11 protein-coding genes, 1 pseudogene and 1 riboswitch are annotated in these 12,982 nt (G+C 73.9%); of the genes and pseudogenes, 4 read left to right on the forward strand and 8 right to left on the reverse strand.

The features are described 5' to 3' along the window. Window positions 1-85: 85 nt before the first annotated feature. On the reverse strand, window positions 86-1,519 hold the full coding sequence (locus GQS52_RS06945) for a gamma-aminobutyraldehyde dehydrogenase (protein WP_182312403.1): 1,434 nt from the start codon (window positions 1,517-1,519) through the stop codon (window positions 86-88). A 187-nt stretch (window positions 1,520-1,706) separates the two neighbouring features. Here GQS52_RS06945 and GQS52_RS06950 point away from each other — a divergent pair, with 187 nt between their 5' ends. From GQS52_RS06950 to GQS52_RS06965, 4 genes and pseudogenes are all read left to right on the forward strand, one after another. Further along, a complete protein-coding gene (locus tag GQS52_RS06950) occupies window positions 1,707-2,180 on the forward strand; it encodes an Lrp/AsnC family transcriptional regulator (RefSeq protein WP_182312405.1) in 474 nt (157 codons plus the stop codon). Between the two features lie 2 nt (window positions 2,181-2,182). Then, the gene (locus GQS52_RS06955) at window positions 2,183-3,562 is read left to right on the forward strand and encodes an aspartate aminotransferase family protein (protein WP_182312407.1); all 1,380 of its coding nucleotides are present in this window, start codon (window positions 2,183-2,185) and stop codon (window positions 3,560-3,562) included. A 187-nt stretch (window positions 3,563-3,749) separates the two neighbouring features. Then, window positions 3,750-4,412 (forward strand): annotated as a pseudogene (locus GQS52_RS06960) (ATP-binding cassette domain-containing protein); the annotation flags it as partial. A gap of 218 nt (window positions 4,413-4,630) precedes the next feature. After that, the gene (locus GQS52_RS06965) at window positions 4,631-5,971 is read left to right on the forward strand and encodes a hypothetical protein (protein ID WP_182312411.1); all 1,341 of its coding nucleotides are present in this window, start codon (window positions 4,631-4,633) and stop codon (window positions 5,969-5,971) included. Window positions 5,972-6,023: 52 nt separating this feature from the next. Here the strand turns inward: GQS52_RS06965 and GQS52_RS06970 are convergent, their stop codons facing one another. From GQS52_RS06970 to pyrH, 7 genes are all read right to left on the reverse strand, one after another. Beyond that, a complete protein-coding gene (locus tag GQS52_RS06970) occupies window positions 6,024-6,830 on the reverse strand; it encodes an energy-coupling factor transporter transmembrane component T (protein ID WP_182312413.1) in 807 nt (268 codons plus the stop codon). Further along, window positions 6,827-8,404: an ATP-binding cassette domain-containing protein gene (locus GQS52_RS28205; protein WP_182312415.1), complete on the reverse strand. Its 1,578-nt coding sequence runs from the start codon at window positions 8,402-8,404 to the stop codon at window positions 6,827-6,829. Before GQS52_RS28205 ends, GQS52_RS06970 begins: the two co-directional genes overlap by 4 nt. A 28-nt stretch (window positions 8,405-8,432) precedes the next feature. Further along, entirely contained in the window at window positions 8,433-9,005 is a 573-nt protein-coding gene (locus tag GQS52_RS06980) for an ECF transporter S component (protein ID WP_182312416.1), read from the reverse strand. A 38-nt stretch (window positions 9,006-9,043) separates the two neighbouring features. Further along, a riboswitch (TPP riboswitch) is annotated at window positions 9,044-9,164 on the reverse strand. A gap of 49 nt (window positions 9,165-9,213) precedes the next feature. After that, entirely contained in the window at window positions 9,214-10,320 is a 1,107-nt protein-coding gene (gene rlmN / locus GQS52_RS06985; protein ID WP_182312418.1) for a 23S rRNA (adenine(2503)-C(2))-methyltransferase RlmN, read from the reverse strand. A gap of 104 nt (window positions 10,321-10,424) precedes the next feature. Then, a complete protein-coding gene (locus GQS52_RS06990; protein WP_182312420.1) occupies window positions 10,425-11,471 on the reverse strand; it encodes a phosphatidate cytidylyltransferase in 1,047 nt (348 codons plus the stop codon). Next, the gene (gene frr / locus GQS52_RS06995) at window positions 11,471-12,028 is read right to left on the reverse strand and encodes a ribosome recycling factor (RefSeq protein ID WP_182312422.1); all 558 of its coding nucleotides are present in this window, start codon (window positions 12,026-12,028) and stop codon (window positions 11,471-11,473) included. The genes GQS52_RS06990 and frr overlap by 1 nt, the downstream gene beginning before the upstream one ends. 107 nt (window positions 12,029-12,135) lie before the next feature. After that, window positions 12,136-12,912: a UMP kinase gene (gene pyrH / locus GQS52_RS07000; RefSeq protein WP_182312423.1), complete on the reverse strand. Its 777-nt coding sequence runs from the start codon at window positions 12,910-12,912 to the stop codon at window positions 12,136-12,138. Window positions 12,913-12,982 lie beyond the last annotated feature (70 nt).

A 12,982-nucleotide genomic window follows, 5' to 3' on the forward strand; every position in this document is an offset into this window, starting at 1 on the left:
TGCACGGCACGCCACGGTGCACGGCACGGCGCGGCGCATGACGCGGCGCGGCGCGCACGGTGGGTGCGCGCCGCGCCGCCCGGGCTCAGCCCAGGGAGGTCATGACGTGCTTGATGCGCGTGTAGTCCTCGAAGCCGTAGGCGGACAGGTCCTTGCCGTAGCCGGACTTCTTGAAGCCGCCGTGGGGCATCTCGGCGACCAGCGGGATGTGGGTGTTGATCCACACGCAGCCGAAGTCGAGGCGCTTGGACATCCGCATGGCGCGGGCGTGGTCCTTGGTCCACACCGAGGAGGCGAGCGCGTACTCGACGTCGTTGGCGTAGCCGACGGCCTGGTCCTCGTCGGTGAACCGCTGCACGGTGATGACGGGGCCGAAGACCTCGTTCTGGACGATCTCGTCGTCCTGCTTCAGGCCGGAGACGACGGTGGCGGCGTAGAAGTAGCCCTTGTCGCCGACCCGGTGGCCGCCGGCCTCGACCTTGGCGTGCTCGGGGAGGCGCTCGACGAAGCCGGAGACCTTCTCCAGCTGGGCGGCGTTGTTGAGGGGGCCGAAGAGCACGTCCTCGTCGTCCGGCTGCCCGGTCTTGGCGCCCGCGGCCTCCTTGGCGAGGGCCGCGACGAACTCGTCGTGCACGGAGTCGTGCACGAGCACGCGGGTGGCGGCGGTGCAGTCCTGGCCGGCGTTGAACAGGCCGGCGACCGCGATCTCCTCGGCGGCCTTGGCGATGTCGGCGTCCTCGAAGACGACGACCGGCGCCTTGCCGCCCAGCTCCAGGTGGACCCGCTTGACGTCCTTGGCCGCGCTGCCGGCGACCTCGATGCCGGCGCGCACCGAACCGGTGATGGAGGCCATGGCCGGCACGTGGTGCTCGACCATCAGGCGGCCGGTGTCGCGGTCGCCGCAGATGACGTTGAAGACGCCCTTGGGCAGGTGCTCGCCGAGGATCTCGGCCAGCAGCACGGTGGAGGCCGGGGTGGTGTCGGACGGCTTGAGCACGACCGTGTTGCCCGCGGCGAGCGCCGGGGCGAACTTCCACACGGCCATCATCATCGGGTAGTTCCACGGCGCCACCTGGGCGCACACGCCCACCGGCTCGCGCCGCACGAAGGACGTCAGCCCGTCCATGTACTCGCCGGCCGACTTGCCCTCGAGCAGGCGGGCGGCGCCGGCGAAGAAGCGGATCTGGTCGACCATCGGCGGGATCTCCTCGTCCCGCGTGAGGGCCAGCGGCTTGCCGGTGTTCTCGCTCTCGGCGGCGATCAGTTCCTCCGCCCGCTCCTCGATCGCGTCGGCGATCTTCAGCAGCGCCCTCTGCCGCTCGGACGGGGTGGCGTCGCGCCATGCGGGGAAGGCGGCCTCGGCGGCCGCCATGGCGGCGTCCACATCGGCGGCGGAGGACAGCGGGGAGGTCGCGTAGACCTCACCGGTGGCCGGGTTGATCACCTCGATGGTCCGGCCGTCGGCGGCATCGGTGAACTCGCCGTTGATGTAGTTGCGCAGCGTGCGGAGCTCGCTCACAGCCCTTTCTCCTGTCCTCGGGCGGCATGTTTCGCCGCTGTTGTACCCCAGCCTAGTCGGGACACTGTCGTATTCGACACACCCACCACCCCGCAACAATGGAATCAGTACGTTACGAGACCGTGAGCAACGGATTTCGGCGCATTGGGCTTGCCAGACAGACGATCCGTCATGCACAGTGGCTCCCGTGGCCACTCGAGACAAGAACGGATCGCCGGCGATCGACGCCGTCTCCAAGGCGATCATCGAGCAGCTCCAGGAGGACGGGCGCCGTCCGTACGCCGCCATCGGCAAGGCCGTGGGCCTGTCGGAGGCGGCGGTGCGGCAGCGCGTGCAGAAGCTGCTCGACCAGGGCGTGATGCAGATCGTCGCCGTCACCGACCCGCTCACCGTGGGGTTCCGGAGGCAGGCCATGGTCGGCATCACCGTCGAGGGGGACATCGACCCCGTCGCCGACGCGCTGGCGGGGATGGAGGAGGTCGACTACGTCGTCGCCACGGCCGGCTCCTTCGACCTGCTGGCGGAGGTCGTCTGCGAGGACGACGAGCACCTCCTGGAACTGATCAACAAACGCATCCGGGCCCTCTCCGGGGTCCGGAGAACCGAGAGCTTCGTCTACCTCAAGCTCCGGAAGCAGACCTACACCTGGGGAACCAGATAGCCATGAGCGCCGACGCCGCTTTCGCGAAGAACCCTTCCAAGACGGCGTACGACCACCTGTGGATGCACTTCACCCGCATGTCGTCGTACGAGAACTCCCCCGTGCCGACCATCGTGCGGGGTGAGGGCACCTACATCTACGACGACAAGGGCCGCAAGTACCTCGACGGCCTGGCCGGCCTGTTCGTCGTGCAGGCCGGGCACGGTCGCACGGAGCTCGCCGAGACGGCCTTCAAGCAGGCCCAGGAGCTGGCCTTCTTCCCGGTGTGGAGCTACGCCCACCCCAAGGCCGTGGAGCTGGCGGAGCGCCTGGCCCACCACGCCCCGGGCGACCTGAACAAGGTCTTCTTCACCACCGGCGGCGGCGAGGCCGTCGAGACCGCGTGGAAGCTGGCCAAGCAGTACTTCAAGCTGACCGGCAAGCCGACCAAGCACAAGGTCATATCGCGCGCCGTCGCCTACCACGGCACCCCGCAGGGCGCCCTGTCCATCACCGGCCTGCCGGCACTGAAGGCCCCCTTCGAGCCGCTGGTGCCCGGCGCGCACAAGGTGCCGAACACCAACATCTACCGCGCGCCGCTGTTCGGGGACGACCCCGAGGCGTTCGGCCGCTGGGCCGCCGACCAGATCGAGCAGCAGATCCTCTTCGAGGGCCCCGACACGGTCGCCGCCGTCTTCCTGGAGCCGGTGCAGAACGCCGGCGGCTGCTTCCCGCCGCCGCCCGGCTACTTCCAGCGGGTCCGCGAGATCTGCGACCGCCACGACGTGCTGCTCGTCTCCGACGAGGTCATCTGCGCCTTCGGCCGGCTGGGCACGATGTTCGCCTGCGACAAGTTCGGCTACGTGCCGGACATCATCACCTGCGCCAAGGGCATGACGTCGGGGTACTCCCCCATCGGCGCGGCGATCATCTCCGACCGGCTCGCCGAGCCCTTCTACAAGGGCGACAACACCTTCCTGCACGGCTACACCTTCGGCGGCCACCCGGTCTCCGCGGCCGTCGCCCTGACCAACCTCGACATCTTCGAGCGCGAGGGCCTCAACCAGCACGTGCTGGACAACGAGGGCGCCTTCCTGTCGACCCTGCAGAAGCTGCACGACCTGCCGATCGTCGGCGACGTCCGCGGCAACGGCTTCTTCTACGGCATCGAGCTGGTCAAGGACAAGGTCACCAAGGAGTCCTTCGACGAGGAGGAGACCGAGCGCGTCCTGTACGGCTTCCTGTCCAAGGCGCTCTTCGACAACGGCCTGTACTGCCGCGCCGACGACCGCGGCGACCCGGTGATCCAGCTGGCCCCGCCGCTGGTCTCCGACCAGTCGACGTTCGACGAGATCGAGGGCATCCTGCGCACGGTGCTCACCGAGGCCTGGACCAAGCTCTGACCCTCGGGTGCGCGGCGGCCCGCCCCGGGGCCGCCGCGCACCTGCCGGCGGGCGCCGGGCCCCGGCAGCCCCGCCGGCCCCGGCGCCCGTCCTGCCCCCGCCTCCGCATCCGCTTCCTTCACCCGTGACCGATTCCGCCCGGAATCGTTCAACCGGCGAAGGAAGCGCAGATGCGGAGGTGCCGCGTATGACCGCCCCGCCCGACAACGACGTGCTGTGGGCCCGCGCGCTGGTGAAGACGTACCGGGGCGCGCCCGCGCTGCGCGGCGTCTCGCTCGGCGTGCGCGAGGGCGAGGTCCTCGCCGTCACCGGCCCCCGCGGAGCCGGGAAGACCACCCTGCTGGGCTGCCTGGCCGGCCGGACCCGGCCCGACAGCGGCGAGGTCTGGTTCGGCGACGCCGAGCTGCACGCCCTGCCGTCCGCCGTGCGCGACCGGCTGCGGCTGGACCGCTTCGCCTGGATCGGCGGCGAGGCCGGACTCGTCCCCGAACTCACCGTCCGGGAGAACACCGCCCTGCCCCTGCTGCTCAAAGGGGTGCCGCGCCGTACCGCGCGGACCACGGCCCAGGAGTGGCTCGAGCGGCTGGAGGTCGCCGACTGCGCGCGCCGCCGCCCGGCGCGGCTGAACCGCCCCCAGGCCCAGCGCGTGGCGCTCGCCAGGGCCCTCGCCGGCGCCCCCGAGGTGCTGTTCGCCGACGAACCGACGGCGCCGCTGCACCTCGCCGACCGGGTGCAGCTGCTGCGCACCCTGACCGCGGCCGCCCGCACCCATCGGATCACGGTGCTGCTGGCCACCCACGACCCGGACGTCGCGGCGCACGCCGACCGCGTCGTGGAACTCGTCGACGGCTTCCGCGCCCCGGGCACGGACACGGACACGGCCGCCCCGGCCGGAGCCGCCCCGTCCTCCCCGCCCGCCCCCTCCTCCGCCTCCGACGCAGAGCCCGCGCCCGGCGCGGAGCCCGTCCCCGACGCGGAGCCCGTCCCCGACGCGGAGCCCGTCCCCGACGCAGGGCCGGTTGCCGACGCGGAGCCCGCGGATCCCGTGGCGGCCAAAGGAAGCTCATCGTGCTGACCCTGCGCCTGGCCCTCGGTTCGCGGCCCCCGGCACTCCTGCGTCGCCTGCTCGTCGCCGCGGCGTCCGCAGGCGTCGGCCTGCTTCTGCTCTCCGCCATGGGCCACGCCCTGGCACGCCCGGCCGAGGGCGCGGCCTCCGCGGTGCGGCTGCTGTGGTGCGCGGTCCCGCTGGCGGCGGCCGTCCGCCTGAGCCTGGCCGTGGCGCACGCCGAGCCCCCCGGGCGGCTGCACGGGGCGCTGGCCGCCGTCGGCCTCCTCCCGGCCCGGGTGCCCCTGCTCACCGCCGCCTCCGCCGCCCTGTCCTGCGCGCTGGGGAGCGTCGCCGCCGGGGCCTGCCTGCTGTACCTGCGCGGTCACCTGGCAGGTGTGCTGGGCGCACCGCCGGCCGGCTGGCCCGCGGAGGCGTTCGGTGCCGGGCGGCCCCTGCCGCTGGCAGGGGCGGTGACCCTGCTCGCCCTGACCCCGGCCGCGGCGGCCCTGACCTGTGCCGTCGCCCTGCGTCCCGGCCCTGCGGCCGCCCCGGCGCCCGTCCCCCCGGCGGAGTCCGCGGCCGCGGCCGGGGGCCGCGACACCGCGTCGGAGGGGACGGAGGCCGCGTCCTCCGGCGGGGCCGTGGCGTCCGAGGTGCTCCTCGACACGCGCACCGTACCGGGGCACGGCGGCCCCGGGAACGGCGGGAGGGAGCCCGACCCCGGGCCCGACGACACGGGAGCCGCCGTGCCCGCGGGCCTGGGGCGGGGCGTGCTGCTGACCGCCCTCGGCCTGGGCGTCGAGGTGTACGCGGCCCGGTGGACCGAGCCCGCCCCCGGGGCCCGGCTGCCGCTGCCGGGGGGGCTCGGCACGGCGGCCCCGGTGGTGGCCGCGGGATGGGCCCTGGCCGTGGCCGGACTGGTACTGGCATGCCCGGCGCTGGTGCACGCCGCGGGCCGGGCCCTCGAGCTCCTCCGCCCGGGGGTGGCCCGGCTGGTCGCGGGCCGCGGCCTGCAGGAGGAGGCGCTGCGGGTGGGACGCCCGCTCGGCCTCCTGTGCGCCTCGCTCTGCGGCGCAGTCGCGGGGGTCCGCCTGTGGACCGTCGCGCAGGAGCGTCCTCCAGGGCCGCTGGCGGTCCTCGGCGCGGTGCTGGTGGCCGTCTGCGTCCTCGGCACGGTGCTGGTGGCGCTCGGCGAGTGCCGGCACGCGCGGCGGCCGTCGGCCGCGGCACTGGCCGGCCTGGGCACTCCTCCGGGGGTTCGCCGGGGCGTCGTGGCGCTGCGGGTGGCGGCGACGGCGGGGATCCTCCTCCCCGTGACGGCCGTGGTCGCCGTGCTCGCGGCGCTCCCCCTGGATTCCTGAACCCGCCGGACGGGCCGGGGCGGAAGGCCGGGCCGGGGCCGGGGCCGGGCGGTCAGCCTCCGAAGACGGGACGGAAGGCGCCGGTGAGCACGCTCGCCGTCAGCGCCGCTGCGGCCAGCGCCGCGGCTCCTGCCACCAGGGCGGTGTCGGCCCGGGTGAACACCTGCCGGCGGGCGTGGGTCCGCGGCGCCCCGGAGTCGAAGCCGCGGGCCTCCATCGCCGCCGCCAGACGGGTGCCCCTCCGGATCGCCCCGACGAGGAGGGTGAAGGCCGCAGAGGCGAACAGCCTCAGGCGTGCCACGGGGTTGCGCCCGGCGTCGATGCCCCGGGCGCGCCGGGCCAGGACGATCGTCCGCCACTCCTGGGTCAGCAGCGGAACGAGCCGCAGCGCGGCCAGCGTGCCGATCGCGAAGCGCTCCGGCGCCCGGGCGTTCTGCACCAGGGCGTCGGCCAGGTCCGTGGGGTCCGTCGTCGCCAGGACGATCACCCCGGGGAGCGCGACGGCGAACAGGCGCAGGGACAGCGCGAGGGCGGAGGACATCACGGAGGTGGTGACCGTGAACGGCCCCAGGTCGACGAGTACGGTGCCGGACCGGTCCTCGGCGAAGAGGACGAGCGTCAGCACCGCTCCGGACACGCTGACCAGCAGGGGCCAGGCCCTGCGCATCAGCGCGGCGAGGCGGATGCCGAACAGGGGCGCGGCGAGCAGCTCGGCCGCGAGGGCAACCCCCGGGGCCACCGGGTCGAGGGTGACGACCAGGGCGAGGGTGAGGACGGCGGCCGCGGCCAGTTTGGCAGCGGGGTTCCGCCGCGCCAGGGGGGCGGCCGGGTCGGCGATCGGGGCGAGTGGGTCCGTCAACGGTGCTCCGCCGGTGCGGTGGGGGGTCTGTGGCCGGGGCCGCGGCCCCGCCCGGGGGCCGTGCCCGGGGACGGGGACGGGGGCGTGCCCGGGGACGGGGACGGGGCGGCGCCCGGGGACGGGGCGGCCCCCGGGCGCGGCAGGCGCACCTCGCGGTCGGCCAGGGCCGCGGTGAAGTCGGGGTCGTGGGTGACGGCCACGATGCCGTGCCCCTCGTCCCTCAGGTCGGCCAGCAGGTCCACCAGTTCGATCCAGGTGCGGCGGTCCTGACCGAACGTCGGTTCGTCGAGGACCAGCAGGCGGGGTGCCGCCGCCAGCGCCGTGGCGACGCTCAGCCGGCGCTGCTCCCCGCCGGAGAGGGTGTGCGGGTTGGCCTCCGCCAGGGCGCCGAGCCCCAGCCGGTCCATGAGTTCGCCGGCCCTGGCGTCCCGCGGGTCCGGCCGGCCCCCGGGACGGCGGCGCGGGCGCCGTCCCGGGCCCGCGGTGAGTTCGTCGCGCACCCTGGCGGTGACGAACTGGGCCTCGGGCTCCTGGAAGACCGACCCGATCCGCGGTGCCAGGTCCTTCGCCCGCCAGCGGTGCGGGGGGCGGGCCGCGTCCCGGCCCGCCAGCGCGGCCGTGGCCGTCACCTCCCCGGAGGTCGGGGCGAGGAGGCCGCCGAGCAGGAGGGCGAGCGTGGACTTGCCGGTGCCGTTGGGCCCCAGGACGGCCAGCGCCTCGGCCGCCCGCACTTCCAGGCCGTCCAGTCCGTCCAGGGCCGGGCGGGGGGCGCCGGGGTGGCGGAACGTCAGCCGGGAGGCGGCGAGCAGCCGCTCCCCCGCCCCGTGCCGTGCGGTGCGCCGCGGCAGCGGCACGCCGGGAACCCAGACGCCCTCGGCCGCCAGCCGCGCACCGTGCTCGGCGAACACCCGCTCCGGCGGGCCGTCCGCGCGCACCCCACCGCCCGGTTCCAGCACCACCACCCGGTCGAGGAGGGGCAGCGCGTCCGCGATCCGGTGCTCGACCATGAGCACCGTGGTGTCGCGCACGGCGGCGAGCGCCTCGCGGACCAGGCGGGCCCCGTCCGGGTCGAGGTTGGCCGTCGGCTCGTCCAGCAGCAGCAGGCCGGGGCGCGGCGCCAGGGCTCCGGCCAGGGCGAGCCGCTGCTCCTCGCCGCCGGAGAGCGCCCGGGTGGACCGGTCGCGGCCGTGGGGGAACCCGACCAGGTCGAGCACCTCGTCCACCCGGGGCCAGATCCGCTCGGGCGGCACGCCGCGGTTCTCCAGTCCGAACGCCACGTCGTCCCCGGCCCGCTCCATGACGAGCTGGGAGCGCGGGTCCTGGAAGACCGTCGCGGTCCGCTCCCTGGCCAGGCGCGGGTCCAGGCCGTCGACCTCGACGGTGCCCTCCCGCTCGCCGGCCTCCGGGCCGAGCAGGCCGGCGAGCACGGCGAGGAGCGTGGACTTGCCGGCCCCGGAGGGCCCGAGCAGGGCGACGCGCTCGCCGTGCTCGATCCGCAGGTCGAGCCCGCGAAGCGCCCACCGGCGGCGCCCCGCGTGCCGGTGTCCGAAGCCGCTCAGCCGTACCGTGCCCATGCCGTACCGTGCTCGCCGCCGGGCCGGGTCAGACGGCCGCGCGTTCGCGGCCGGAGGGGAACGGGTCCAGCACGCCGGTCTGCGCCAGCGAACGGGTCAGGGCCCACGAGCCCAGGCCCGCCAGGAGGGCGGAGCTGACCACGAGGAGCGCCGCGTAGACGGCCTGCCACCCGGCGGAGGTGTCCGCGTAGTACAGCGTGACGTCCAGCAGCGCGGCCGCGGCGCCGGCCAGGGCGCCGCCGGCCAGGGCGGTGGGCAGGCGCCAGACGCGGTAGCCGGTGGCGGCGAAGGCTGCCTCGCCCGCCATTCCCTGGAGCACTCCGTACAGGACGGTGGTCAGGCCCCACGGGGAGCCGAAGAAGGTGGCGACGGTGGCCGCCACCAGCTCGCAGAAGACTCCCGCGCCGGGCTTGCGCACCACCAGCGGCCCGAGGAGGGCGGGGATCAGCCAGACCCCGTAGAGGATGCCGCGGGCGGGGAGGGGCAGGGCGTTGGCCGGCCCCTCCCACAGGGCGCTCCAGGCCCAGAAGACGACGCCGAACGCGGCGCCGAGGACGGCGGTGACGACGATGTCGACCGTCCGCCAGCGGTTGGTGTTCATCAGTTGTGCCTCCCGGTGGACGGGCAGGGCACGACAGCTCGAGGTGATGACCGAACTCCCTACGCCGGCATGACCCGGTTCAGGTTCGAGGGTCTGCGGCCGCCCCGTCGCCGGTGGCGGTCCGCACTCTCAGCGCTGTGCGCTCCCCTGTCGGAAATATGTGTGTCGGCTTGTCGCCGTGTGCGTTCGAGCGAACCTTAGCAGCGGTTCAGCTTTCGGAGGCCGCCAGCTGGCCGCACGCCCCGTCGATCTCCTGGCCCCGGGTGTCGCGGACCGTCACCGGCACGCCGTGCGACTCGAGCCTGCGGACGAACTCCCGCTCGTCCTCGGGGCGGGAGGCGGTCCACTTCGAACCCGGGGTCGGGTTGAGCGGGATGAGGTTGACGTGGGCCCGGTGGTTCTTCAGCAGCCTCCCCAGCAGGTCGGCCCGCCACGCCTGGTCGTTGATGTCCTTGATCAGCGCGTACTCGATCGAGACCCGCCGCCCGGAGGCCTCGGCATACGTCCAGGCCGCGTCGAGGACCTCGCCGACCTTCCAGCGGGTGTTGACGGGCACGAGGGTGTCGCGCAGCTCGTCGTCCGGGGCGTGCAGCGAGACCGCCAGGCGGCACTTGAAGCCCTCGTCGGCGAACCGCAGCATCGCCGGGACCAGGCCGACGGTGGAGACGGTGATGCCGCGCTGGGAGATGCCCAGGCCGTCCGGCTCGGGGTCGGTGAGGCGGCGGATCGCGCCGACCACCCGGTTGTAGTTGGCGAGCGGCTCGCCCATGCCCATGAAGACGATGTTGCTGATCCGGGCGGGGCCGCCGGGCACCTCCCCGTCGCGCAGGGACCGCATCCCGGCCACGATCTGGTGCACGATCTCGGCGGTGGACAGGTTGCGGGTCAGCCCGGCCTGGCCGGTGGCGCAGAAGGGGCAGTTCATGCCGCAGCCGGCCTGCGAGGAGATGCACATGGTCACCCGGTCCGGGTAGCGCATGAGCACCGACTCCACCAGGGTGCCGTCGAAGAGCCGCCACAGGGTCTTGCGGGTGGCGTCGTCGTCGCAGGAGACGTGCCGCACGACGCTCATCAGGTCGGGCAGCAGCCCCTCGGCGAGCTTCGCCCGCGCGGCGGCGGGGACGTCCGTCCAGTCCGCGGGGTCGTCGGCCAGGCGGGCGAAGTAGTGCCGCGACACCTGGCCGGCGCGGAACGGCTTCTCGCCGAGGGCGGCGACGGCCTCGCGGCGCTCGGCGGGAGTGAGGTCGGCGAGGTGCCGCGGGGGCTTCTTGGCCCCGCGCGGCACGGCGAAGGTGAGTTCTCCGGGAGCAGGCATGGTTCTTCCAGTGTCGCAGATCGCGAAGAGGCCCCCGTCGCACGGACGGGGGCCTCTTGCGGCAGACGCACGGGGCGGCACGGGGACCGGGCCGCCGTGGCCGGTCAGCCGGGGCCGACGAAGACCACCAGCAGGAGCCAGACCACCGGGGCGGTGGGAAGCAGCGAGTCGAGCCGGTCCATGATGCCGCCGTGGCCGGGCAGGAGGGTGCCCATGTCCTTGATCCCCAGGTCGCGCTTGATCATGGACTCGCCGAGGTCGCCGAGGGTGGCGGTGGCGGCCACCGCGAGGCCCAGGAGCAGGCCCTGCCACCACCGGCCGCCGTCGATCAGGAACTGCATCGCCAGGGCACCCGCCGCCATGGCGAACAGCACCGCGCCGACCAGGCCCGCCCGGGTCTTGCCCGGGCTGATCCGCGGGGCGAGCTTGCGCTTGCCGAAGCGGTAGCCGACCGCGTAGGCGCCGGTGTCGCTGACCACCGTCAGCAGTATGAAGACCAGGACCCGCCAGGGCCCGTCGTCCGCGGCCAGCATCAGGACCACGAAGGTGGCCAGGAAGGGGACGTAGAAGACGGCGAAGACCCCCGCCGTGACGTCCTTGAGGTAGTTCTCCGGCGGCCGGGCCATCCGCCCGACGAGCACGGCGAGCACCGTGAACGCCGTCGCCGCCCAGGCGGCCCCGGCGCCCTGCACGTAGCCCGCCAGGAGCATCACGGTGCCGCCGGCGAGCGACGGCACCAGGGGTATGCGGATGCCCTTGCGCTCGGAGAAGCGCGAGGAGAGCTCCCACAGTCCGATGCCCACCGCGGCGGCGACCACGGCCACGAAGACTGCCTTGAGGACGAACAGCGAGGCTATGACGAGGGCCCCCAGGCCGACACCCACCCCTATGGCCGCCCCGAGGTCGCGCCCGGCGCGGATCCTGCGGGACGGGGGGCGCCGCCCGGCCGGCGGCGGCGCCGTCGCCGTGACGGCCGTCGCACCGGCCGGGGAGGGGCGTGTGCCGGACGGCCCGTCCGGCACGGGGCCGGGCACGGGGCCGCCCGGATGCTGCGGCATGGGCGGCGCGGAGGGTGCGTACCGGGCCTGCGCCCCCTCCGCCTCGCCGTACGCGGGGCCCGGCCGGTGAGCGCCCCAGGATGAGTCGTTCATCAGACCTCGAGCAGCTCGGCTTCCTTGTGCTTGAGCAGCTCGTCGACCTGCGCCACGTACTTGGCGGTGGTGTCCTCGAGCTCCTTCTCCGCCCGGCGCACCTCGTCCTCGCCGACCTCCCCGTCCTTGACCAGCTTGTCCAGGGCCTCCTTGGCCTTGCGGCGGACACTGCGGATGGAGATCTTGGCGTCCTCGCCCTTGCCGCGGGCGACCTTGATGTACTCCCTGCGGCGCTCCTCGGTCAGCTGCGGGAAGACCACCCGGATGACGTTGCCGTCGTTGGACGGGTTGACGCCGAGGTCGGAGTCGCGGATCGCCTGCTCGATGTTGCGCATGGCGCTCTTGTCGAACGGGGTCACCACGGCCATCCGCGGCTCCGGCACCGAGAACGACGCCAGCTGGTTGATGGGGGTCAGGGCACCGTAGTAGTCGGCCACGATCTTGTTGAACATCGCCGGGTGCGCACGACCGGTGCGGATCGCGGCGAAGTCCTCCTTGGCGACCACGACGGCCTTCTCCATCTTCTCCTCGGCTTCGAGGAGGGTCTCTTCGATCACAATCTGCTCCTGTCCTCGCCCCTGGGCGCGTGTTCTCCGCACGGTGTCGCAACCGGCGGCGTGTTGTCCATCCCCGGGCCGTCCCCGGGGCGTCGGGCGAGCTCCGCTCAGGCCCGGGTGCCCTGGTTACTGACCAACGTTCCGATCTTCTCACCCTTCACGGCCCGGGCGATGTTGCCTTCCGTGAGGAGTTCGAAGACGAGGATCGGCAGCTCGTTGTCCATGCAGAGGCTGATCGCGGTCGCGTCGGCGACCTTCAGCCCGCGGGCGAGCACCTCGTTGTACTCGAGGGCGTCGAACTTGACCGCCTCGGGGTTGTGCTTGGGGTCGGAGTCGTAGACCCCGTCCACGCCGCTCTTGCCCATCAGCAGGGCCTCGGCGTCGATCTCCAGGGCCCGCTGGGCGGCGGTGGTGTCGGTGGAGAAGTACGGCATCCCCATGCCGGCGCCGAAGATGACCACGCGCCCCTTCTCCAGGTGGCGCACGGCGCGCAGCGGGATGTACGGCTCGGCGACCTGGCCCATGGTGATGGCGGTCTGCACCCGGGTCTCGATGCCCTCCTTCTCCAGGAAGTCCTGGAGGGCGAGGCAGTTCATCACGGTGCCGAGCATGCCCATGTAGTCGGAGCGGGCCCGGTCCATGCCGCGCTGCTGCAGTTCGGCGCCGCGGAAGAAGTTGCCCCCGCCGATCACGATGGCGATCTCGGTGCCCTCGCGGACCACGGCGGCGATCTGGCGCGCCATGGCGTGCACGACGTCCGGGTCGACTCCGAGTCCTCCGCCGCCGGCGAACGCCTCGCCGGAGAGCTTCAGCAGGAAACGGCGGTGCCGCTTCCTGCCGTACTGGGTCGTCGCCGAACCGGCCTTGCCGTCGTCCTGTTCCATGGCATCTCCTCGTACACATACGAAGGAGGCCACTGCCGCGGGGTCCGGTACGGTTCCCTGCTCGGCAATG

The sequence above is a fragment of the Streptomyces sp. SCUT-3 genome, assembly GCF_014083985.1.
GTDB lineage: Bacteria > Actinomycetota > Actinomycetes > Streptomycetales > Streptomycetaceae > Streptomyces_H > Streptomyces_H thermolineatus.